The organism is Neobacillus sp. 114, assembly GCF_030127045.1.
Lineage (GTDB): Bacteria > Bacillota > Bacilli > Bacillales > Cytobacillaceae > Neobacillus > Neobacillus rhizophilus.
In genome coordinates, this window is sequence record NZ_CP126144.1 from 3,499,822 (window position 1) to 3,522,526 (window position 22,705).

Annotated in this window: 21 protein-coding genes and 2 pseudogenes; 2 read left to right on the forward strand and 21 right to left on the reverse strand. The window is 38.1% G+C overall.

Features of this window, described 5'->3' with window-relative positions; genetic code table 11:
• Positions 1-68 precede the first annotated feature (68 nt).
• The 10 genes and pseudogenes from QNN06_RS17065 to QNN06_RS17105 form a co-directional block, all read right to left on the reverse strand.
• Entirely contained in the window at positions 69-785 is a 717-nt protein-coding gene (locus QNN06_RS17065) for an SDR family oxidoreductase (RefSeq protein ID WP_213119566.1), read from the reverse strand.
• A 93-nt stretch (positions 786-878) separates the two neighbouring features.
• On the reverse strand, positions 879-1,391 hold the full coding sequence (locus QNN06_RS17070; RefSeq protein ID WP_217036912.1) for a type 1 glutamine amidotransferase domain-containing protein: 513 nt from the start codon (positions 1,389-1,391) through the stop codon (positions 879-881).
• Between the two features lie 145 nt (positions 1,392-1,536).
• On the reverse strand, positions 1,537-1,836 hold the full coding sequence (locus tag QNN06_RS17075; RefSeq protein ID WP_284035506.1) for an iron-sulfur cluster assembly accessory protein: 300 nt from the start codon (positions 1,834-1,836) through the stop codon (positions 1,537-1,539).
• A gap of 155 nt (positions 1,837-1,991) precedes the next feature.
• A complete protein-coding gene (locus QNN06_RS17080; RefSeq protein WP_284035507.1) occupies positions 1,992-3,014 on the reverse strand; it encodes an LLM class flavin-dependent oxidoreductase in 1,023 nt (340 codons plus the stop codon).
• Positions 3,015-3,057: 43 nt separating this feature from the next.
• Positions 3,058-3,864 (reverse strand): annotated as a pseudogene (locus QNN06_RS17085) (LLM class flavin-dependent oxidoreductase); the annotation flags it as partial.
• A gap of 38 nt (positions 3,865-3,902) precedes the next feature.
• The gene (locus tag QNN06_RS17090) at positions 3,903-4,250 is read right to left on the reverse strand and encodes an ArsR/SmtB family transcription factor (RefSeq protein WP_213119562.1); all 348 of its coding nucleotides are present in this window, start codon (positions 4,248-4,250) and stop codon (positions 3,903-3,905) included.
• A 175-nt stretch (positions 4,251-4,425) separates the two neighbouring features.
• The gene (locus QNN06_RS31415; RefSeq protein WP_481819264.1) at positions 4,426-4,539 is read right to left on the reverse strand and encodes a zinc-ribbon domain-containing protein; all 114 of its coding nucleotides are present in this window, start codon (positions 4,537-4,539) and stop codon (positions 4,426-4,428) included.
• Between the two features lie 9 nt (positions 4,540-4,548).
• On the reverse strand, positions 4,549-4,992 hold the full coding sequence (locus QNN06_RS17095) for a YfmQ family protein (RefSeq protein ID WP_284035510.1): 444 nt from the start codon (positions 4,990-4,992) through the stop codon (positions 4,549-4,551).
• Between the two features lie 99 nt (positions 4,993-5,091).
• The gene (gene pdxR, locus QNN06_RS17100; RefSeq protein ID WP_284035511.1) at positions 5,092-6,522 is read right to left on the reverse strand and encodes a MocR-like pyridoxine biosynthesis transcription factor PdxR; all 1,431 of its coding nucleotides are present in this window, start codon (positions 6,520-6,522) and stop codon (positions 5,092-5,094) included.
• A 111-nt stretch (positions 6,523-6,633) separates the two neighbouring features.
• On the reverse strand, positions 6,634-6,828 hold the full coding sequence (locus tag QNN06_RS17105) for a hypothetical protein (protein ID WP_284035512.1): 195 nt from the start codon (positions 6,826-6,828) through the stop codon (positions 6,634-6,636).
• Between the two features lie 387 nt (positions 6,829-7,215).
• Here QNN06_RS17105 and QNN06_RS17110 point away from each other — a divergent pair, with 387 nt between their 5' ends.
• Positions 7,216-8,205, forward strand: coding sequence for an aromatic acid exporter family protein (locus tag QNN06_RS17110; RefSeq protein ID WP_284035513.1), 990 nt, complete (start codon positions 7,216-7,218; stop codon positions 8,203-8,205).
• Positions 8,206-8,505: 300 nt separating this feature from the next.
• Here QNN06_RS17110 and QNN06_RS17115 read toward each other — a convergent pair whose 3' ends face one another.
• The 4 genes and pseudogenes from QNN06_RS17115 to QNN06_RS17130 form a co-directional block, all read right to left on the reverse strand.
• Positions 8,506-9,450 carry an aldo/keto reductase family protein gene (locus tag QNN06_RS17115; RefSeq protein WP_217036902.1) on the reverse strand — a complete coding sequence of 315 codons (945 nt, stop codon included), beginning with the start codon at positions 9,448-9,450 and terminating at the stop codon, positions 8,506-8,508.
• 704 nt (positions 9,451-10,154) lie between these two features.
• The gene (locus tag QNN06_RS17120) at positions 10,155-10,361 is read right to left on the reverse strand and encodes a hypothetical protein (RefSeq protein WP_213119556.1); all 207 of its coding nucleotides are present in this window, start codon (positions 10,359-10,361) and stop codon (positions 10,155-10,157) included.
• A 218-nt stretch (positions 10,362-10,579) separates the two neighbouring features.
• Positions 10,580-10,906 (reverse strand): antibiotic biosynthesis monooxygenase family protein, encoded by a 327-nt coding sequence (locus QNN06_RS17125; protein ID WP_213119555.1) that lies wholly within the window; start codon positions 10,904-10,906, stop codon positions 10,580-10,582.
• Positions 10,907-11,078: 172 nt separating this feature from the next.
• Positions 11,079-11,228: pseudogene (locus QNN06_RS17130) on the reverse strand (penicillin-binding protein); the annotation flags it as partial.
• A gap of 299 nt (positions 11,229-11,527) precedes the next feature.
• Here QNN06_RS17130 and QNN06_RS17135 point away from each other — a divergent pair.
• Complete coding sequence (locus QNN06_RS17135) at positions 11,528-11,773, forward strand: DUF2164 domain-containing protein (protein ID WP_213119554.1); 246 nt, start codon at positions 11,528-11,530, stop codon at positions 11,771-11,773.
• 620 nt (positions 11,774-12,393) lie between these two features.
• On the opposite strand, the gene QNN06_RS17140 is transcribed toward QNN06_RS17135, so the two are convergent.
• From QNN06_RS17140 to QNN06_RS17170, 7 genes are all read right to left on the reverse strand, one after another.
• Positions 12,394-14,709 (reverse strand): xanthine dehydrogenase family protein molybdopterin-binding subunit, encoded by a 2,316-nt coding sequence (locus QNN06_RS17140; RefSeq protein WP_284035514.1) that lies wholly within the window; start codon positions 14,707-14,709, stop codon positions 12,394-12,396.
• A 281-nt stretch (positions 14,710-14,990) separates the two neighbouring features.
• Positions 14,991-15,374 carry a DUF1259 domain-containing protein gene (locus QNN06_RS17145; RefSeq protein ID WP_284035515.1) on the reverse strand — a complete coding sequence of 128 codons (384 nt, stop codon included), beginning with the start codon at positions 15,372-15,374 and terminating at the stop codon, positions 14,991-14,993.
• Positions 15,375-15,740: 366 nt separating this feature from the next.
• On the reverse strand, positions 15,741-16,664 hold the full coding sequence (locus QNN06_RS17150) for an ABC transporter substrate-binding protein (RefSeq protein WP_284035516.1): 924 nt from the start codon (positions 16,662-16,664) through the stop codon (positions 15,741-15,743).
• A gap of 544 nt (positions 16,665-17,208) precedes the next feature.
• Positions 17,209-18,048: a YitT family protein gene (locus QNN06_RS17155; RefSeq protein ID WP_284035517.1), complete on the reverse strand. Its 840-nt coding sequence runs from the start codon at positions 18,046-18,048 to the stop codon at positions 17,209-17,211.
• A gap of 265 nt (positions 18,049-18,313) precedes the next feature.
• Complete coding sequence (gene folE, locus QNN06_RS17160; protein WP_284035518.1) at positions 18,314-18,952, reverse strand: GTP cyclohydrolase I FolE; 639 nt, start codon at positions 18,950-18,952, stop codon at positions 18,314-18,316.
• A 46-nt stretch (positions 18,953-18,998) separates the two neighbouring features.
• A complete protein-coding gene (locus QNN06_RS17165; protein ID WP_284035519.1) occupies positions 18,999-20,735 on the reverse strand; it encodes an aromatic amino acid hydroxylase in 1,737 nt (578 codons plus the stop codon).
• A gap of 539 nt (positions 20,736-21,274) precedes the next feature.
• The gene (locus QNN06_RS17170; RefSeq protein WP_284035520.1) at positions 21,275-22,702 is read right to left on the reverse strand and encodes an aldehyde dehydrogenase family protein; all 1,428 of its coding nucleotides are present in this window, start codon (positions 22,700-22,702) and stop codon (positions 21,275-21,277) included.
• Positions 22,703-22,705: the final 3 nt, after the last annotated feature.

The window sequence follows — 22,705 nt, forward strand, 5'->3', positions numbered from 1 at the left end:
ATTTCTATTTTAGTTAGAACCGCTGCTTGGCAGGGTGATAAGCTTCCGTTCAACATCCATTTAGGCCATTATACTAAGTGGGCTCCACCATCAATAAGAACAGCTGTCCCAGTAGTAAAACCATTTTTAGCAAGGTATACATAGGTTTCAGCTATGTCTTCCGGCTTTGCAATCCGTCCAACAGGGAGCTGTTGTGCAATACCGTTGAACAGTGCTTTCCTCTGATCATCTGGCATTCCAGCATAGATTGGAGTGTCTACAATTCCAGGTGAAACCACGTTTACCCTAATAGGGGCTAGGTCTACGGAAAGTCCTCGAACCAATCCTTCAATGGCTGAATTGATTGCCGCTAACGTAGTAGCGCCTTGAGGAGGACGAACGCCATATACACCAGAGGTTAAGGTGATTGAGCTCTCATTGTTTAAATATGGAAGTGCTGAACGGACGGTAATATATTGCCCCCAGAACTTACTATCAAACGCCTCTTTAGCACTTGCCACAGGCAATTCGCTAAAGTGCCCCATTGCGCCTTCTCCTGCTGTTACCACAAGGTGGTCAAATTTTCCAACCTTGCTGAAAAATTCTGCTACTTTTTCTTCGCTTCGAAAATCGATTTCAATTCCTTCTACATTGCCACCAAGAACTTGTTTTGCTTCATTTAATTTGGAAACAGAACGGCTGGCAATAATCACTTGAGCAGATTGATCGAGAAACGCTTTGGCAGTTGCTAAACCAATACCAGAAGTACCCCCTAAAACAACTACTCTTTTACCATTTAATGACATAGTAAAAACCCTTCCTTCTTAAAACCTTTTTTGTATTGAAATTCATTGTGAAATATTAATTTCTAAAACGATACTATTCAGTACCTTACGCTATTATTCAGCTAATAATTTTAAGGATTCACGATTAAAGGCAGGAATGTCATCCGGAAAACGGCTTGTTACAATATTATTGCTTACCACAACTTCTTCATCTTTGTAGTTAGCACCTGCATTTTTGAGATCGTTCCTTATTGATTTGAAACCTGTTATGTCGACGCCTTTTAATAGGTCTGTATCAATTAATACTTGTGGGCCATGGCAAATGGCAAAAACAGGTTTACCTTCTTGTATAAATGATTTTGCGAATTCACCAAAACGGTCGTCTTCACGTAATAAATCAGGAGAGAAGCCGCCAGGAATTAGTAAAGCATCAAAGTCTTGAGGATTAACTTCCCCAATTCCTTTATCTATTTTTACTGTTTCACCTTTTTTACCAGTAATATCTTTTCCAGCCTGTATGTCGATTGTGATCACTTGATGACCAGCATCTTTAAATGCTTGTGCTGGTTCTGTGAATTCTACATCTTCAAATAAGTCTGTTATTAGTGTAGCGATTTTTTTGCTCATTATGATAAGCTCCCTTAAAATTGTAAAAGCATTGTGGTATTATTCCCATTTAACACAATAAATACAAGTAATCTACTGTGTTTAGTATATGTTACTGCTAGATATATGGGGGTATAAAAATATTTAGTATCGCTCTGTCACGTGTTTAATGATGGTGATGCTCTTTGGAAGAATTCGTGATGTCAAATCCTGCTTGCGGCACATAGAAATACTTGATCCAGACCCCATCTAAAAACGGTTCTCTTTTATCAAGTAAAACATCAATGTCTTTGTCTGTTTTCACAATTTCATCGTGTTCTGTAGAAGTATCAAGCTTTATATCGTAATGGGCATGGTCCCCATGGTCCAGTGTAACGTATACCCGAACCATTTTCCCATCAGCCTCTTCACTTTCCAACATTTGTTTCAGCACTTTAGCAGCATTCCGGTTAATTTTGCATTGCATAATTTATGTCTCCTATTCTAATCATTTTTATATTTTTAAAATACACCATAATCCAATAAATCCCCTTTGTTAAAGAATCCTGTAAAATCTAGCGGTTTCAGGTCATGTTGTCAACGTTTTAAGAAATTCACAAAAGGATTTCCCTTGCTTCCTTTTTAACTTTCGTTTTTTGTAATCTCTGCCAGAATTTCATACGAACGGAGGCGGGCTTTGTGGTCGAAAACTTGGGCAATGGCCATGATTTCATCAGCCTGGCTCTCCTCCAAAAATGTATGCAGCTTGTCCTTTACCGTCTGCTGGCTGCCAACAATCGATGAGCCTAATTGCTGCTCGAGAGCCTTTAATTGGTAGCTGGTGGCCACTTCGGATATGTCATCTACCGGTGGTTGAAGCGGTGTAAGGTTGCCACTCATCAGATTCAAAAATTGCTGCTGTATTGTTGTAAAAAGGCGCTTTGCCTCTTTATCCGTTTCTGATGCAATGATATTCAATGCCACCATCGCATACGGCTTATCGAGAACTTTCGAAGGCTTAAACGCCTTGCGATAGATCTGTAGAGCACCCAGAGTGTTAAGTGGCGAGAAATGGGCGGCAAACGCGAATGGCAAACCCAGTTCTCCGGCCAGCTGCGCACTGAAGCCGCTTGAACCCAGCAGCCAGATTGGAATATTCAAACCTTCACCTGGAATCGCTTTTATAGGGTTCCCTTGTGCCAGGGATGGATCAAAGTAACCGCGGAGTTCCGCTAATTGCTCAGGAAAGTCATCTCCGGTACTTCCCAAGTCGCGTCTCAATGCACGAGCGGTCCCCTGATCTGTACCAGGTGCCCGCCCCAGACCAAGGTCAATTCGCCCAGGATATAATGATTCAAGAGTGCCAAACTGCTCAGCGATGACGAGCGGTGCGTGATTCGGCAGCATGATTCCTCCTGAACCAATCCTGATTTTTGATGTACCGGCTGCCACATGGGACATCACCACAGAAGTGGCGGAACTAGCGATAAACGGCATATTATGATGTTCAGCGAGCCAAAAACGGTTGTAACCAAGTTTTTCAGCAAGCTGTGCGAGTTCCAATGTATGGCGGAAAGAGTCGGCTGGAGTACTTCCGGCTGTTATCGGTGAAAGATCAAGCACCGAGAATGGAATTTCGTTTAGTTTTTTTGCATGTTTAGACATAAGTTCATCTTCTTCCCTTATCTAATTTTTTTATAAACTAATCTCATACTGGAATTTCATGAGTCGGAAAGTAAGGCCGCACAAACTCTCCAAGCTCCTGTATGACTTCCTCGGGAGGGCGCTTTGAAAAATACAATACAAATGCCAGGTGATTGACACCAATGGATTGAAATTGATATAGAATTTCTAATAACTGTTTGCGCCCTACACGAAATCCTAACGGAATCGGAACAGGAGACGCATCGGGATTTTCCGATAAATCGATAAATAAAGTCTGAGTGAAAGGTTTAAACACTCCTGGGGCGTGAATTTCCGACAACTCGCGGTACTCGTTAATCAATTGAGTTTGTTGTGGGATAATCCTCGGGTACTGGATCCAGCCGTCCCCATTCTGGGCGATCCATTCAATCGATTGATTGCTGAATCCTGTCACCATGGTCGGAATCGAAGAAAAAGGCTTGGGGATCATTCTCATATCCGTTCCTTCGATGACGCCTAAATCGCTGTTGATTGTCGGACTATCCTCCTTTAACAGCCGTTCAAGGAATGCATAATTCTTTTTAAACAGCCCTTCACTTTCGAGCTTGGATATTCCCAAAGCTGTGAAATCTTTATCCCGGTCTCCTGAAGCCACTCCCATGATCAGGCGTTCGGGAAACAACCGGTCAACAGATGATGCTTCCTTTGCCACTCGGACAGGATGGCGCAGCGGGAGAACCACACTCGCCGTTCCAAGTGCAATATCCTTGGTATGGGCCGCAAGATAGGTCAAATAAATCCATACATCATACATTTGACCATTATCATCAATATTCAAATTCTGAATCGTAACGTCCCGAAGCCACAATGCCGGGAAACCATGATAAACTCACTTCAATTCAATTCTCCTTAAATTTTTGTGCCGATGTATTTTTCGAACTTTTTAATCGTCTCCTCATTACGGCGATAATACGTCCATTGTCCGATTCGCTTCATTTCAACCAGCCCGCTTTGCAGCAGAATCGATAAATACTGTGAAGTAGTGGATTGCGAAATCCCGGCCTTGCTTCGGATATCCCCTACGCAAACCCCGCCTTCAAATCCTTCATCAGCAAAAATATGGGCTTGCGGTGAAAAATGACTGTAGGGATCTTTTAACATTTGAAGAATGCTCACCCTCGTCTGGTTCGACAATGCCTTAAAAATTTCAACGGCTTGTTCATCATTTAAGCGTTCCAATTCCTGCTTCAATGTCATTGCCTCTTTCTATATCGATTATCACTATCCCAATGGAAGCTGGATAGATGATCTGAAAGAATCACGCCAAATCGGTAATTCGCGATATTAATATATTAGCCATCTGGTCCGTCCAAATCAAATGATATGTTTCGAAGAAAATACGGCGAAAAGCTCCCATCTTAAAAAAGACCACTTAAAAACCTACATATAACACCCTATTATATATGGCAACTTTCCATTCATGACCCTTAGAACACTTCCAAAAGACCTTTTTCTGACTGGCAATTGTCAGTTCGTCTGGTTTTATGTGCTTCTTTTATACGTCTATACTATTTGAAATAGTTAACTTTTGGAGATGCTCAGAACTAAGACTATAGGAAGCAACTTTCTTCTTCCATTGCTTTACTACATCAACGCGATCATTGTAACAATATAAGAAGAGATTTACCTCTTTTTTCTTCCTTTTTACGTTTATAATAAACGGAATAACATTAGTCTCTGGATGTAGAAATAATTTCTCATTGCCTGGAAATATTGGATATTTTTTTAAAAAGTTAGCCTCATTAAAATAATTAATCAAACTAATTTTTTCCACCTCTTCTAGGTACTTTCCATTAAATGTTATTGTAATATTTTTTGAATCAAGTTGTGGATGTAGTGCAAATTTGCTTACAACCCAACCTACAACTGCACTTGGGGGACTCATTAATAATTTGAAAGTTACACCAATCACTATAATAACAGCAGCCGTCCATGTCATTTCATATCTACTCCTTGATAAATATCTGGTTTACCTCAAGCTCTTATTTTAAAAATTAATAGATTAAGAATCTTAAAATTTTCAACAAAGTAGTTGTCATTAAAGGAATTTAAGCGCAGCTGCAAACCTTTTGATTCCTTCATGTATGGATTCTTCATCTTCCCTTGCAAAAGTAAAACGGACGAATCCCTTTTTAGAACCCATGGTTGAACCTGGGACAAAAATGACTCCTCTTTTGATTGATTCCTCAAGCAATTGCATTTCATTATAGTCTTTTTTCACATTGCACCATAGATGAATTCCTCCTTGAGGGATGAAAAATTCCACTTGATCCGCTAAAAAATAATTTAGGGAGGTGACAATTTGATTCCTTCGTTTCTCTAATTCCTTTACCAATCCTTTGATATGTGAATTGAAATTTTCCGATTCTAGAAAATCATTGGCAATCCATTGAGTATAACTTGCATGCCCGAAGTCAATTTGTTGTTTCGCATCTGATAATCTTTCAATAACCGGTCTTGGTCCAATAATCCAGCCAATTCTTAACCCAGAAGCGACGATTTTTGATAAGGAGCTAATATATAATACATTTCCGTGGATATCCATCGATTTTAATGTTGAGACTTCTTCTCCTGTAAAAGAAGTTAAACTATATGGATCATCCTCGACTACGGGAATCCCGTATTCAGAAGATATGTCTAAAATAGCTTTCCTCTTAGTTTCACTAAGCAGAGTTCCTGTCGGGTTTTGATAAGACGGATTCAAAAATATCATTCTGATTCGGTGTTTTTTATATAATGTCAGCAAATCATCCGGTTCAATACCATCCTTGCCTACTGGTAAATAATACGGTTTAATTCCTGCTGATTTAAATATTGGAAGATTGTAATTGTAAGAGGGATCCTCTAAAGCAACTGCATCTCCTGGTTTTAACAGACATTGAACAACTAAGTGCAACGCTTGTTGTGCTCCAGATGTAATTAAAATAGAAGAAGGATTTGTTTCAATTTTACGAAACTGCTTAACATGCTTTGTAATGGTACCCCTTAATAGCTCGTTCCCCTGTGGATGATCATATCCTAAGCTTCCAATAAATGATCTAGTTGAGGTAATCTCACGTAAGAATTTCAGAGGAAAAAGATCTTCCGACAGTTCCCCGCTCGCAAGATTGATCAACTTATGTTCTACTGCTTCTTTTCGAATCCTTTGTATTACAGGTTGATTTGGTAAAAACGAGCCAGCCTCGACATACCTGTTCCAACTCGGTATACGCTTCTTGGTAATTCCCCAAATATCTTTACTAATTGTCGTCCCGCTTCCCCTATTTCTTTGAATGAGTCCATTTGATTCCAATTCGTCATATGCAGCAACCACTGTACTTCTGTTTACATTAAGTTCCTTAGCTAAATTTCTTTCGGAAGGTAGTGGTTTATCAGGGGGAAAAGTACCATCTGCAATTCCATTTTCGATAAATTCTGCAAGCTGCTTATAAATAGCTTTTTTGGCGTTTCGATCTGGTTTCCAATCCATATTCAACATTCCTTATTTAGTGATTATTCGTGATCTTATTATTCTTCTTTTTTTTCAGGAAAAATCTTTTATTATAAAAAAACCTATCGTCTACGACAATAGGCATTTTTATTAGGTAAAAAACACAATAAATATTCCAAGAGCTATTAAAATTAGTGGAATAGAAATAGCATAAATCAACGTCAAATTTGTTGTGTTTCTTTTTGTGGAACTACTATAATTATCGTCAGCCTTTCCAGCGATAAATAATGTTGAAATAATTGCGATTAAGATGACAACGATTACCAAGGTAATTAATATCTTCATATAACACCTCTTATGAATAAAATATAGATATATTAATGATTGTAGTTGGACCACTAAAGTCCTATTTTATTTGTCTTATTATTAGGAATATCACTTTTAAAATTATAATATATGGAGTTTATCTAATGACCATCCAATTATCCTTAAATTCAACCATCCACTTTATCGAAATCATAATTACATTTAAAACTAAACTTCCAATGGGTGATTTTATAACAGTTAGTTTTTATTTATAATCAATAAAAGTTTTAATAATTCCAGGTTAGGTTTTCTAAAAGATAAAAAAGGCTGTATAATACAAAAGTTAAGATGAAATTTTATGACCTATTTTGTTTAATCGATGTTTCTCCGGTTATATAAAACTATAAGAATTAAAGAGGTTAGGACATGGGAAGATATAAAATCGGTTATCGCACATTAAAGACAGCCATTGGCACGGCAGCAGCGATCATCATTGCTCAATTTTTCGGCTTAGATTTTTTTGCTTCTGCCGGCATTATAACGATTTTATGTATACAAAACTCCAAGAAAAAATCCCTTAAAACCGCGTATGCCCGTTTTATCGCTTGTATTCTCGGCATTGGCTTTTCCTTTATATTCTTTGAAGGGATCGCCTACCATCCTCTCGTTATTGGATTATTACTTTTGCTATTCATACCGGTTACTGTTCTTTTTAAGGTCTCCGAGGGCGTGGTAACGAGCTCCGTCATCATTCTCCATATCTACTCAGGGCACCAAATAACGACGGGGATCGTTTTAAACGAGGTCTCTCTTATTGTCATTGGCATAGGAACTGCCCTTCTAGTCAACTTGTATATGCCAAGTCTAGATTCCAAGCTAAAGCAGTATCAAGTAGAAATTGAGAAAAATTTTCGCAAAATTTTTGAGGAAATGGTATCTTATTTACGGACAAATGAAAGCCGTTGGATGGGGAATGAAATTACGGAGACGGCCGGCTTGCTGGAAGAAGCTAAAAGTTTGGCGTTTAGAAATGTAGAGAATCATTTTTTACGTTCAGAAAATTACTTTTATCATTATTTTCAAATACGTGAAAAACAATTTGAAATTATTGAACGGGTCTTACCGATCGTGACATCCATTGAACCGTTAGTCAAACAGAGGTATATGATTGCAGATTTTCTTGAAGTAGTAAGCAGTTATATTCACCCGGGGAACACGGCACAACAGTTGTTATTTCGTTTATATGATTTACAGACCCAATTTAAGGATGAACCTCTCCCGGAATCACGGGAGGAATTTGAGGCCAGGGCTCAATTATTTCAATTGATAAAAGAGATGGAACAGTATCTACTGATAAAGAAATCTTTAAAAGTAAAATCGAAAGTAATTACCAACCACTTAATAACCGAAAAATAAAAACGTAAATAAACTGGAAATGATGGTTTAAGGAAGAACCCTCCCCCTTATTGACAGGGTGAGGGTTCTTGTATTTTTTTCTATTTATTGACTTTAAGTTTATAGGAAGTATTTTTAAAAAGGGCCGTAAGAAAAGCAATGCTGAAAAAATGTATTGCTTTTCTTCAATTCTTGCACCCTTTAGTTGAACAAGAACTCACAGTGAAAAGGTATTTAATTGATATTCGAATACGAAGAAACACCAATTCTACGGTGTTTCTTCCTAATCTTTCAAAGAAAAAATAAATTCTTAACAGAGCCTTATCTTAAAATGTCCTCAATTCGAGCGAGGGTTTCAGCATTTAACTTTACGCCTGATGCTTTTACATTTTCCTCCAACTGTTCAGGGCGACTTGCCCCTACAAGAGCACTGGAGACATTTTGTTGTCGTAAAATCCACGATAGTGCCAGGGTGACAAGTGACATGTCATTTTCTTTGGCGACCTCTTTTAGTAATTCCACTTTATCAAGATTATCCTCAGTGAGTAATCCAAAAAGATTACTGAATTTTTCTTGTGATGCACGGCTTCCTGCAGGAGCCTGAGAACCCTTCTGATATTTACCAGTTAAAACACCCTGGGCAAGAGGAGACCAAACGACTTGGCCAATGCCATGTTTTTCACATACTGGGATGACGTCCTTTTCAATATACCGTTGAAGCATGCTGTATTGTGGCTGATTCACAACAATTCGGTCAAGGAGCTTTTTGTCTGCAAGATGAACTGCTTCAGTAATTTGCTCAGCTGTCCATTCACTAACCCCGATATATAATACTTTTCCTTGGCGTACAAGGTCATCTAAAGCCCGCAATGTTTCATCGAGCGGCGTTTCCTGGTCAAAACGATGACAATAATAAATATCCACATAATCGGTGTTCAGGCGTTTTAGACTCGCATGACATTGTTCCATTACATGTTTTCGGGATAACCCACGATCGTTCGGCCCATCACCCATTGGCCAGAATACCTTTGTGGCTAAAACATAGGAATCACGTACGAACTTCTTTAGGGCTTTTCCGACTACAATTTCTGCTTCCCCGCGCATATAAACATTGGCAGTATCAAAAAAGTTTATCCCAAGGTCATAGGCTTTATCGATTGAAGCTGTAGCATTTTGTTCCTCTACATACCCACCATAAGTAAGCCAGCTGCCTAAACTTATTTCACTCACTTTTAGTCCTGTTTTTCCTAAACGACGGTATTCCATGATTATCCCTCCCAAATAATTTCGTGACACAAAATAAAAATACTATATGTTTAATCTCTATGTCCAATATTTTGTAACTTGTTCCAAAATAAAGAAAAAGCCAAAATGAATGGGCTTTTTGCATTACACCAAATCCATTTCTGTTGTTTAAGGAACCTGCCTGTTAGTTGAAGAAGTAAAGCTGCCGCATTTGCACAGCATCTATACAACAAGATAGCCGTTTGTGCAATAAAAATGACCTTACCTCCTTAAGGCAAAGTCATTTCATGCTTCTTAATTCATTTGATTTAATACTATGTTGTTCAATCTTTTGGAACAATTTATTTCGAATTTCTTTATCAATGCAACCATCAAGCAATATTTTATTGTACTTAATATGGAATTGATGCCAAGCTATACTATAAGTAACAAAAAATTTCATATCAAATCCACTTTAATATATAGTTTTCTTGCAATTGTTCTAAGCGTTTTTGCTGATACCACTCAACAACTTTCAGTTGCTTTGCAGTGAGGTAACCTTCTTTACTTCTCGGTGCATTTTTTCTCAAATGTGACCGAAAAAGGTGGTTTAAATGCTTGAGATAGTAGTTTGTAAGAGTAATTTTTTCAAGGTCAGGACAGTCATTTACAACTCTTGTGAGCAGCTCTGATAATCACCCCTGGCATATGATCCAACAACTGCTACTCAGGTAAAAACTATTTAATCACTCTGTCGATTGGACTTGAGAAGACTTTTGTACTTGTGTTACGGCGGTTAAAGCAGATGAAATTTCGTTTGATGCCTGTTTAATCGCCTCCTGGGCGAGTGTAGGATCGGAATTTGCCTTTTCAATTGCTTTTGTTAATAAGTCCTGTGTGAGTGTTACATTTGCTTTTGCTTGATTTAGTTGATTTACATCAATTTGAGTCATAAGAATCTCTCTCCTTTTATTTTGAATACTTCTATATAATCACCTTACATTTTATTTTTATTTATGGAAAAAACTACATCAAAATTGTAATAGTGTTTAGTATTTTTGTTTTAATTCTTATAACTAAGTTAAAAACTAATATTCATTTATATCATTAAAATGTACTAATATTTCTTCCCTAGTTCCCTTCTTAGCAAACAAACAAGTAAAACAATTAATTACATTTCAAAAAATTTATGTCTTTCTACCTTACAAACCCTAAGAGAAAAATTTTTATACCATTCTATTTTTCCTTTTTCTTGTGCCATTCTATGGGCTGAATTTTCCTTCCAATCTTTTATGGATTCTAAAGAGTCCCAATATGAAACTGTAATTCCTAACTCCCCATCACGAGCACTTTCTACCCCTAAGAATCCCTTCTGCTGAGAAGCTAACTCAACCATTTTGTCCGCCATTTTTCCATAACCTCTGTCACCCTCAGTTCGCTGTGATGCAAAAATTACTGCGTAATAAGGTGGTTCAGGAGTTTTTGCAATTCCACTCATATTTCATTCCCCCAAATTCACTGATTTCTTAAATTCTTACTTTTTCATTATAAAATTTTATTACACTAAACTTTGTTACTTGAATAAGAAAATAGCATTACCCCATTGTTGAAGTAATGTCCCCTTTAAGTGTATTTTTCACAAATTTTTATTATAAAAAATGCTGCCATTAGCGTGAAGATGCTGTGATAGGTGATGCTTCAAATGAATTAGAATGATAACCATTGTAGTGTTCCAATATCACTTTATTGTCCTTTAGAATATACAATGCAAAAGCACTACTCTTATTTTTTTCATTTATGATCTCTACCCAAGAAATCAATTATTCAAGCTTCTCCAAAGTTTCTACTCCTTTTTCCCCTTCAGACTGCAGTTATCTCTATTTATTCGCTAAAGGTAATTACAATCCTTCTTTCATTAATCTGGCCCTATAGAGTTGAAGAAGCACCTTCTTATTTGCTGCACATTTTCTCTGAATTGCACAATAATAATAGTCCTGTTTAAAATTAGGAAGCTGCTTGAGTCATGCGTGTACATATATTTTCATAAAATTACAGCCTTTAATTTCTTGATTTTCAGATATATAGTTACTGGGTAATAACTATTTAAGGAGTGTCTCAAATGTTTATTAAACTAAAAAAAGAACAACAAGAATTAATGATTTCTGACATCCAATATTTCTTTTCTCAAGAAAGAGATGAAGAAATAACTGAATTTGCTGCAGAAAGGGTATTAGATTTCATTAAGGAGAAGCTTGCTCCTCACTTTTACAACGCTGCTGTCTTGGATGTTAAACATGTAGTTGAACAGCAATTTTCTTCTCTTGAAGATGAAATCCTAACACTTGAACGTCCGATTAAAAGATAAATAATTATACAGAGTGGAATATTTCATTTTCCACTCTTTTATGTCGATTTTGGTGTCAAATGCACCGTTGATCATTAATTGCATCTTCAGCTCAACTCCCGTTACTGAATAATAAAAAAGCGTTTTTTTATTGAAGATTTGCACCCGTTCAATAAGGCGAATTCAATACTCCTCTTCGGTATCAAATAAATAACTAATAAACTCTTCGTGTAATGCGGTTTCTCTTTGAAGTGACTCCCTCGTGTCTCTATCCCCGTATAAATTACACTATTCTTATCCATAGCATCAATTAAAGAAACCTTCATGTTTTTACACAGCCTTTTAGCCTGTTTTACAATATAATCTTGTATTTTTTTTTGAAATTCCTTGTTGTACTAACCTGCCCCCTATTAGTGGAACAAGAAAAAGAGTCGCAACTTCGACTCTTCGTTATTGATTATAAGGTTCCTGTTCAATTCTTTGATGAACTAGCACAGTTTGATGGTAGTTTATATCCAGACTGAACAGCTGGTGAAGTAACTGCTAAAGGCGATCAAGAAGCGGCATAATTACTTTGCTGTAACTAACCTGCTCAGTCCTCATATATGACGACCTTCAAATGGAACTGTATCGGATAAACTTTATTGTTTTTCCTTTGCTTTCCAAATCAATTCTGGAATTAATGGAAGATTATGAAGCGAAACACCAGCTGCTAAGGACAACGCATTCCCTAGTGCCCCAGGCATTCCCATTAAACCTAGTTCTCCTATTCCACGAGCTCCATATGGTGCATCAATCTGTGGATTTTCAACAAAACCAACCAAGTAATTAGGATTCTCTCCATAGCGAAGTGGACGATACGTCCGAAGCTGCGGATTCAAAACCCTCCCTAAATCATCAAAGTAAAATGTTTCTCTTCCAGCGAATGCCAGCCCCATACTCATTGCTCCCATAACCTGACCTAATGCGGTTTTTTCATTCAACACCCTGCCAGCATCCACCACCGCTGCAGCATTAACCAATCTATACGTATAATCTTTACGATCAAATTCTACCTCTACACCATAAGCCGCAACAGACCACTCTGGACCGGGTTTCCCAGCTCCAGTTTCGGGATCCAAAGATGTTATATGACGTAAAATATATTTTCCTCTGCCAATGATTTGACCACCTATAGCGTTACCATTTGGATACTTATATCCATAACCAATTTCTTTAAAATCGAGACCCATGGATGGATCATCCCTCAAAAACACCCGGCTATTTGCCACTTCCAAATCTTCTTTCGGTGCTCTTAGCACACATGAGGCCACTTCTTTTAATTGGTTAATCACATCTTCTGCGGCATTTAAGGTAGCCCTGCCTGCCATAAATGTACCCCTGCTGGCAACGGTCTTCCAATGTTCTGGCATGGTCTGGGTATCAATTTCCATTCTGACATGAATTTTATCGACATCCATTTTGAGTCTCTCGGCGAGAATTTGAGCAAGCACAGTCTTAGTTCCAGTTCCAATTTCAATAAGGCCTGACATTAAATTGATACTACCATCTCGATTAAAGGTTAAAGTAACACCGGAGGGAGCGTTGGCATCAATCGTTGACGTTTTCCAACTGCAGCTCACGCCTTTTACTCTAACAAAACGTTCATCTATCTCTTTAACCGGCCCTTCGTCCCATTTCATTAAATGTTTTACTTTCTCAATACAATGTGGTAAATCCCCTAAATTGCTTTTATTTAAAGGAACCCTTGTCGGTGTTGTATTTCCTGGCCTAATGGCATTTAAAAACCTAAGTTCCAGCGGATCCATCTGCAGTTTTTGTGAGAGTAAATCCATTGTTCTTTCAATCACAAACGTAAGCTCGGAATGTGAAAATCCTCTGTAAGGGGAGGCATACGGATGGTTGGTATACATACAGTATGAATCACACCATACATTCTCCACATTGTAGGGTCCTGTGCAATCGACCGCCCCAGATCTCGTTACATCAATTGCTTTATCCGAATAAGCTCCCCCATCCCACAAAAAAAGGATTTCCATAACTTTAATTTTTCCGTTACGGTCAGCCCCAATTTTAACAGTTGCATCTAAACCAATGTGACATGGAGATGTAATGATATCTTCTTCACGCGTATTAAAAACCTTTACGGGTCGGCCACCAACAGCCTTCGATGCTAAGTACGCGAGTATTTCAAGCTGAACGGGCGCTTTTCCACCGTAGCCTCCTCCAACAAACGGCGTGTGAACAACAATTTTCCCTATATCTTCACCAAGGTATTCCGATATCAGCGTTTTGACCATATAAGGTGCCTGAGATGAGGTCATTATATTGATTGTTCCATCGCGTGAAATCTCACAGGTTGAACATCTCGTTTCCATTGCGGCATGATCTGATGGGGCAAAGGAATAGCTTGCTTCTACTGTTACCTCACTCTCAGACCAACCTTGTTCCATATTGCCCTTGCGAATTTTTATATGGTTTGCAATATTTGTTCCCGGGACCGGGCTTGAATCTTCCTCCTTTTTGTATTCACCTAACCTTTCATGAACGAGTGGAGTATTCCTTTGGAATGCCTGTGTAGGTGAATTTACCACAGGTAATAATTCATATTGCACCTTCACAAGGTCAGCGGCTTTCTTAGCCTGTGAAGGATTATCAGCAACAACTAAGGCAACAACTTCACCGTGATAACGGACCTTATCGACAGCAATCGGCGGGCGGTCGCGAATAGCCTCACCTGTGAGTGGAAAATGGTCTCCTGTGATAATTGCCCTAACTCCCGGTATTTTTTGTGCTTCTGTCGTGTCAATCGCAGTGATCCTAGCGTGCCCATATGGACTGATGATCTTGGTACAAGAGAGCATCCCGACTGACTGGTAATCATCTGTGTATTTCGCATCTCCTGTCACTTTATCCCAAGCGTCTTTACGAATGATTCCTTTTCCAATTACATCCAAGCCAATCCCTCCTAACCGTCGGTTTTCATGAACCTTTCCAATTAAATTAATATTCGTGTAAATTAAGATAAATACACTACGTTGAAATAACCCAAATATTTAATGATACCCGCTAAAAAAATCGTGCTTATTCAAGTAAACTGCCCCTTTAGGACAATAAAAAATGGTATCCTTTGATATTTCATAACATAGTGTCCCTCTTATTGAGCTAACCTGCTTCTTTAGTGCAGTAAGAAAAAAGAGCTGTAGATCAATTCATCGATCTTCAACTCTTGCGCGATTTATCTCCTTAACGCTCTTCTGACCTTCCTTGCAAAAACTAATGGATCATCAACAGATTCGATATTAACGTAAATCAAATTCGGATTATCAAAAAGCCACTCATTGTGTATTGATGAAACTATTATCCCTTGTTTAAGAATGGAAGCAACAAAATTCTCAACTTCTTTTTGCAAGAGTGCTACCCTACCTAGGCACAATGCTCGTCTAGTCTGATTATTTCTTGATTCAAATGAGAAAGAAGAGGTTACTCTGAAACGTTTTCCTAAAATTATTACTTTTATGTCATTTCGATTTATGGTTGCTACGCATTTTCCACCTGCAAAACCCTCTTGTCCGCCGATAATTCTAGCAAACTCTTGACAAATTAATTCATCATTAGACAATGCTATTCATCTCCTCCCTGGTATTACGAGGATATGAATAAATAAATAAATCTGAAACGGACATACATCTATTTTGAAATAAAAAATTAAGATATTCAACGAACGCACCCAGTTAGCTTAAGTACATTCCTTTACAATCTCTATTATATTTCAAGTGTGTTCCTCCATAATCTGGCCCTTAACATAAAAAAGAGCACAATTCTTGCTACAGAATTGCGCCCGATTACGGAATAAAAAGTTTAAATTTATTAAACAGTATGTTCGATCTACGACACAACAACTTTTTCTTATACTATGGCATGTTAAAGCTTAATGTTGATTTTTTACTAAAGGAAACCCACCAAATCCTTGTTGAGGAATTATCACTTACACCCATGATAATTCTGTATCTGAAATAGCTACAACCTTTTTCATGCATGTTTCTGGAATATCAAACAGTTGTGGATTGAAGAGGGCAGCTAGTAACTCAATTCCGTCTACCAATGTGGTACTTGGCCTTGTAAAGTAATCTGCATCTGCAAGATAGACTGCTTTGTTTTTTACTGCATTCAATTCGCTCCACCCCGGTTTACTTGTTAGCTGATCGATTTCCTGTATCGATCGTTCCACCTGAAAACCACAAGGTGCAATAACCAATACTTCTGGATCATATTGTCGTACTTTTTCCCAAGGAGTCACTACAGAGTAACCTGCAGGATTTGACAACATATCCACTCCACCCGCCAAAGAGATTTGGTCAGGAATCCAATGCCCACAATTATAAATGGGATCTAACCATTCCATAATCATCACTCTTTTTGGTTCTACTTGATGTTCACGAAGTTTGTCAGTAATTGCATGTACTCTCTTTTGTAAGGAAGCTAAGTAATCAAGCCCAATCTTTTCTTCTCCAAGCTCCGTTGCAATGGTTAGAGCATTCTGATAAACATCCCGTAGCCTTCGCGGTATTAATGGTACCACTTTTGGTTGCTTTTTAAGGGATCCAATGGCTCTTTGAACAACAGAGGTACTAATTTGACATACGTCACATACATCTTGAGTAAACACAAGATCAGGTGCTATTTCTGATAATAATTCCATATCAACATAATATAAACTTTTTCCCATATTTGATGATTCTGTTACAAAAGTTTCAATTTCTGCACTTGAAAGATTACGTCCCTCGAGATGGGTACGTACAACTTTTGGTTTATCCGATGGACATTCAAATGTGACTCCATTCAGATATCTTTCTAGTCCCATTTCATAAATCATATTAGTAGCGGCGGGCAAAAACGAGCAAACCTTCATTTTGATAGCCTCCTCAAGTTAAATTCTATTAATATTTTGTTTTCAATTTTTTCCAATCGGACGTTTCTTCAGCAATTGATTTCTTATCTAATATAAAATCGAGTGAAGTTAAAAATGTGTAAATTTTTACCATTCTATTATGTTCATTCCAAACACTCTGATTTTCAACTAACCTGCGAGTTGATTTAAGTTCACCCCTTCAGAATCTCATTTGTATTTTAACATAAATATCCAGTTTTATTAAAGGAAGTTATTCAATAAAATGGCCCTATACATAAAGAAAGAGCACAATTTTTACTGCAGAATTGTGCCCTTTCATGAAATAAACAATTATTAACCAAATTTTTAATATATGGTGTTATATAACTTCAGTTAAACCTTCAGGTAATCTACATCCACGAGACAACTTTTTTGCAGAAGTATTGTCAAAAAAAAGAAGGCATTAAAAAGGGGCTAACTTTACCTGTAGATTAGTAATTAAAACAGGTAGATATCTATCTAATACCAACACTTCAAATTTAAACTCTTTTAAATCAGCTTCTTATTATGCTTTAGAAATATCAATAAATCCTTCTCCGAACACATCACGAACATCGTGTATAGCGATGAAAGCATTCGGATCAGTAGATTGAACAATTCGTTTCAACTTTATTACTTCTTGCTTACTAATAACAATATAAAGAATTTCCTTTGGGGTTTTTGTGTAATAACCATGACCAGAGTATACGGTTACCCCTCTGTCCATAGATGTAGTCACCTGTTTGGCAATGTCATTCGGTTTATCAGAAATAATCGTAATGGCCTTCTTCGGATTCAAACCTTCGATTACAAATTCCATCACTTTCGTTCCTACATATAGCATAATAATTGTCAGCATCAGCTTTTCTGCACCAATGATAAAATAAGATGAAAAAGCAACGATTAAATCAAAAAACAATAGACCATAGCTAATACTCCATCCTAAAAACTTATGTGTAATCCTTGCTAAGATGGTAGTACCTGCTGTTGTTCCGCCAACCCGAATAATTAAGCCAATCCCAGCCCCAATAATGATACCTCCAAAAATGGCATTCACCATCAATTCATCAGAAGCAATATTCCAGCCCTCTGTCAGATGAAGAAAAAGCGAATTAAAAACCACTGCAATAATGGTATAAATCGTTGTTACCTTATTCAAAAATTTATAACCAATAATTAACAAAAACGCATTCAGAATTAAGTTAACTAAACCTGGTGACCACTCAAATAAATAGTAGGTAATAATTGTGATACCAGTTACCCCGCCTTCCCCAAGCTCGTTCGGAATAACAAATACATTAACACCTATTGCAAAAAGAAAGGCACCAATAATGATAAAAATGATGTCTGTGGTTGTTTTTTTCATACTCTACCTCACTGCTTATAAAAAAATTTATTCAGGCACAAAACTCTCACCATTATATCGTGGAACATTTAAATCGTACAATAGTCTGTTATTTATTAGGAGTAAAGTTCAGGGGGAGAGTCTACTAGCCTCCTTACCTTTGCTTATAGGGGTCCTGCCACAAATACGTATTTTTTACAACGTTGAGGAAATCCAAATAAAAAAGGGCATTTCTCCTTCTTGGAGAAATACCCACTTTTTATTGCTTCAGGACCAAAAAAATCTTTTATCTTTGTAAAAGTGATAAAAATTCAGCCCTTGCGTCAGATTGATGGGCAAAAACCCCTCGAACCGAGGATGTCGTTGTAGAAGCACTGGATTTCTTTACCCCTCTTCCACACATACACATATGCTTGGCTTCAATGATCACCATCGTTCCTTTTGGACGAAGAACTTCCTCTATTGCCTCAGCTATCTGGTTCGTCAGGCGTTCCTGCACCTGAAATCTCTTCGAGTATCCCTCAACTAGTCTTGCCAATTTGGAAAGACCCGTTATTTTTTCATTGGGAATATAACCAACATGTGCCACTCCAAAAAATGGGGCAAAATGGTGCTCACATAAAGAATGAAATTCAATGTCCTTCACCAATATTAATTCCCTATGGTTTACATCAAAGGTTTTCCCCAAATGGATTTTAGGCTCCTCACGGAATCCTTCCGTATATTCAAGAAAAGCTTTAAGCGCCCTGTAAGGCGTTTCTTGAAGACCATCCCGCTCAGGGTCATCCCCGCATAATGCAATCAGGTCTTTAAATGCCTGCATGATATTTTCCATTTGAAACGTTTTTTGTTCGATCCCAGTCGAATCACCCTGAAAGACTTCCGGAAATTTTTTAGAAATAATATCTAACTCTTTTATAAACATATTTTCTCCTCACTTGCTAAACTTTTAAAACTAGCCTCTACTTTCTTTATTCTTTTGCTAACAGTAATCCTCTTTCTATCATTTCCGGGAAGTCCGGATGAAGCTTTTTGATGTCGTTCAGCTGTTGGAGCAAGATCGTTTTCCATGATGGTAACAAATTTTGCTGTTCCAAGAGTTCTATTATTTCTAGACGTAACAGCCAATCTTGTGGAAACTCGACTGACAGCCTATCAAATACTTGATTAAGTCTTTGTTGCATAACGTCTCTGTCGATGCTTGTTTCTCTTAATGCCCTTACTTCACTGTATAGCTTTTCAAGAACTGTTTCTTCCTTAGACTGTAGTGGATTCTGCTCTAATTCATTCAAATCGCAGAAAAACTGTTCTGAATCTGCTGCACCAGCGAAAACAGAAGTAATCGACTCACCAACCGCTAAATCAAACGTGCCCCAATCTGAAGCAAAAAGGATTTCTTCGTTGAGGGATACCGTACAATTCTCGATGGAAATCACCAGGAGCTTGTTCTTAACTCGAAGGAATGTCTGTGGAGTACCTGTCACGGTCACTCCGCTTTCATATTTAAGGACACATTCTTTTCCAATTTCAATTCCGTTCATTTTCAGTACATCGTCGGTCATCTCATCTAGAGGTTGAGAAAGTGCCCTAATTTTTCCAATCGGTGCACCGAAGCCCTCACCATGCCTTACCCTTCCGTGCTCTGGAAGCTCTTGATAATTAAAGGCTAACGCGGAAGGTCCTTCAGTTCGAATATAAATCGCTTCACCTTTCGCATCTTTTATAATAGTGTTTAAAGTTCCTGTAAGTTGAAGGCCGGAATCAAATTCCATGGTGGTCGTATTCCTAGACCGCAATGCCTTTTCCAAGCTTTCTGTTCCACCTTTTTTGAATGCCATGGTTTCTGCAAATTCCTTGACTGCGTCAATTAATTGCTCAAAGCTTTCACATACAAATAATTGCGGCTGGGGTTTTGTGATATCAAAGCCCGTTTCAATCACTCGTTGCAAATCAAACGGGATTTTTTCAACCGACTCCGTTAAACTGCTTCTCCCTTCTGCCACAGAAGAAAGCAAACCCGCACCGTATATTTTAGGTTCATCAATACTTCCAATTAAACCGTATTCAACCGTCCACCAGTATAGTCTTGAAATTTTTTCTGCCTCTGATAGTCCGGTAACACTAGCTTGTTTTTCCTCAAACAGGACTTTTGCTGCCACAATCTCTTCCTCTGTCGCTGTACCTGATTCTAACAAGTTGGAATAAGCTCTTGTCGCTTCAAATAATTCATGTTCTTCACCTGTGGCAAGGGCTTTTGAACCAATGTGTCCAAATAATTTTACATATTGCGAGAATTTCTCATCAACCAGTATGGGAGCATGTCCTGCCGCTTCATGAATAATATCAGGAGCTGGGGTATATTGGATGTTCTCCAGCTTCCGAATATCTGACGCGATCGGTAGAATCCCATTTGCCTGAAAGTCGAAGAATACGACACCTGGAATGAAACCGTCAATATTGGACGCTCTCCATCCGAATGGTGATAGGGCTTCATTCATATCATGAACATTCGGTATTTTTTCTATTGAAATACCCGAGGATTTCAATCCCCCTGTGTATGCAGGATGGGCAGAATTTTTTAAAAAATAATGGTTTTGCCTCATCACATAACGCCAAACTGCCTGATCAATGGCTGTATATTTTTCGTACTGCTGGTTCACAACATATTTTTGTAAGTGCTTCGGAATTCTTGCTGATGTTTTTTCCATTTGTTATTCCTCTCCTTTAAAAAATAAAAAAGAGAGTCCTCACGTCCCCACAAGGGACGAAGAAACTCTCCGCGGTACCACCCTTTTTGACCCGCATAATTTCACAAACAGGTCCACTTAAAAGAATTAGCCTTTTTGGTTGCATGTGTATTTCATAAGACTTCTAACCTGGACTTTCACCACCCGTCCAGTCTCTATTTGCTGATAGAAGGTACTACTAGAATGCTAGGCTGATATAATTTTACTAACACACTTAAACGCTAAAACGCTTTTAAGTATTAAAGTGTATTTATAAAATACAAGGATTTTTACTTCTTGTCAAATGGTTTTTTGTATTTTTTAATTCCTGTTATTAATTTTTGAATTAATCCCCTCCTATCCTATTGAGTACACCGGAAAGTCTTAATAAAAGTTTGCTTTCGATAAAACTCAATCCAACTGAAAAAAATTAGGACCTTGGGGAAGGTCCAGACTCATTTCAAGGTGATATCTTTCAAAAAGGATACAATTTATGAGCCATGAGAACCGTCCCCACGGTGCTATTTTAATTTAATGCCAATAAATTTCAGTTCCGTCATTTCTTCTATGGCATATTTAATTCCTTCTCTGCCTATACCACTTTGTTTTACACCTCCGTAAGGGATATTATCCTGCCGGTAGGTAGAAATATCGTTAATCCAAACACCGCCTATTTCTAATTGGTCTGCTACCCGGATTGCCCGGTCAATATCCTGGGTGAAAACACCAGCTTGCAAACCGTAAATGGAGTCATTAGCATATCCGATAACTTCCTCTTCTGTATCAAACGGAATAACTGATACAATCGGAGCAAAAACCTCTTCTGCGATGATTTTCATATTACGATCGACATCAGTCATGATGGTTGGAGAAAGAATGGTCCCATTTTGTTCACCGCCCACTTCTATTTTCGCACCATTTTTGACCGCGTCTTCAATCCAAAGCTTAGCCCGCTCTGCTTCTTTCTCAGTGATCATGGGCCCGATATCTGTGGCTTCCACCATTGGATCTCCAATTTTCAAAGCCCTAGTTTCTTTAATGAACTGTTCCAAAAATGGCTGATAAACATTTTTTTGTACAAAGATTCGTTGAGCATGGATACAAACTTGTCCTGAAAAAGAAAATGCTCCAACCACTAATCTTTTTACAGCCGTTTCTATGTCTCCATCTTCGAAAATGATATTAGGGGAATTGGAGCCTAATTCAAGGGTTACTTTTTTAAAGCCGGCAGTTTCACGAATTTTCTTTCCGACTGCTAAGCTTCCTGTAAACGAAACTTTATGGACTTTTTCATGTGTGACAAGTAGTGCCCCTACCGCTCCCGTTCCCATTAACAAATTTAAAGCACCATCCGGAAGGCCTGCTTCCTGAAATAACTTGACTAATTTATAACCCGACACAGGTGTTTTCTCGGCAGGTTTGAACACAATCGTATTACCTGCAGCAATTGCTGGTGCAATTTTATGCAATGACAAATTCAGCGGAAAGTTAAAGGGTGTGATGGCTCCCACCACACCTAATGGGATTCGTTTCACAAGCCCCATTCGATTTTCGCCGCCAATGGCTGCATCCATTGGCAGGACTTCTCCTGTAATATTTTTGGCAAGTTCAGAAGCAAACCGTAGGACTTGAACGGAACGATTGATCTCATCTCTGCTATATTTGATTGGTTTACCAGCCTCTTGGACAATTGTGTCTGTAAAATCTTCCTGCTTTTCCTCTAATAGGTCGGCTGCTTTTCGCAAAATGTCACTCCGTTGATAAGCAGGCATCGTCTTCATCGTAGAATGAAAAGTTTCAAAGGCATTTTCTACTGCTTCATTCAGATCAGTTTTTGTCGCTAAAGCCAATTCCGCTACAATTTCTTGGTTGTAGGGATTTTTTACTTCAAGAGTTTCCCGATTAGGTTCATTTCTCTCTTGACCATTGATAATCGAGCCGAGCCGCATGTT

Bases quoted from the DNA above. Each gene is read 5' to 3' on its own strand.
- QNN06_RS17065 (WP_213119566.1), bottom strand. From the start codon at position 785: ATGTCATTAAATGGTAAAAGAGTAGTTGTTTTAGGGGGTACTTCTGGT.
- QNN06_RS17070 (WP_217036912.1), bottom strand. From the start codon at position 1,391: ATGAGCAAAAAAATCGCTACACTAATAACAGACTTATTTGAAGATGTA.
- QNN06_RS17075 (WP_284035506.1), bottom strand. From the start codon at position 1,836: ATGCAATGCAAAATTAACCGGAATGCTGCTAAAGTGCTGAAACAAATG.
- QNN06_RS17080 (WP_284035507.1), bottom strand. From the start codon at position 3,014: ATGTCTAAACATGCAAAAAAACTAAACGAAATTCCATTCTCGGTGCTT.
- QNN06_RS17090 (WP_213119562.1), bottom strand. From the start codon at position 4,250: ATGACATTGAAGCAGGAATTGGAACGCTTAAATGATGAACAAGCCGTT.
- QNN06_RS17095 (WP_284035510.1), bottom strand. From the start codon at position 4,992: ATGACATGGACGGCTGCTGTTATTATAGTGATTGGTGTAACTTTCAAA.
- pdxR (WP_284035511.1), bottom strand. From the start codon at position 6,522: ATGGATTGGAAACCAGATCGAAACGCCAAAAAAGCTATTTATAAGCAG.
- QNN06_RS17105 (WP_284035512.1), bottom strand. From the start codon at position 6,828: ATGAAGATATTAATTACCTTGGTAATCGTTGTCATCTTAATCGCAATT.
- QNN06_RS17110 (WP_284035513.1), top strand. From the start codon at position 7,216: ATGGGAAGATATAAAATCGGTTATCGCACATTAAAGACAGCCATTGGC.
- QNN06_RS17115 (WP_217036902.1), bottom strand. From the start codon at position 9,450: ATGGAATACCGTCGTTTAGGAAAAACAGGACTAAAAGTGAGTGAAATA.
- QNN06_RS17120 (WP_213119556.1), bottom strand. From the start codon at position 10,361: ATGACTCAAATTGATGTAAATCAACTAAATCAAGCAAAAGCAAATGTA.
- QNN06_RS17125 (WP_213119555.1), bottom strand. From the start codon at position 10,906: ATGAGTGGAATTGCAAAAACTCCTGAACCACCTTATTACGCAGTAATT.
- QNN06_RS17135 (WP_213119554.1), top strand. From the start codon at position 11,528: ATGTTTATTAAACTAAAAAAAGAACAACAAGAATTAATGATTTCTGAC.
- QNN06_RS17150 (WP_284035516.1), bottom strand. From the start codon at position 16,664: ATGAAGGTTTGCTCGTTTTTGCCCGCCGCTACTAATATGATTTATGAA.
- QNN06_RS17155 (WP_284035517.1), bottom strand. From the start codon at position 18,048: ATGAAAAAAACAACCACAGACATCATTTTTATCATTATTGGTGCCTTT.
- folE (WP_284035518.1), bottom strand. From the start codon at position 18,952: ATGTTTATAAAAGAGTTAGATATTATTTCTAAAAAATTTCCGGAAGTC.
- QNN06_RS17165 (WP_284035519.1), bottom strand. From the start codon at position 20,735: ATGGAAAAAACATCAGCAAGAATTCCGAAGCACTTACAAAAATATGTT.
- QNN06_RS17170 (WP_284035520.1), bottom strand. From the start codon at position 22,702: ATGCGGCTCGGCTCGATTATCAATGGTCAAGAGAGAAATGAACCTAAT.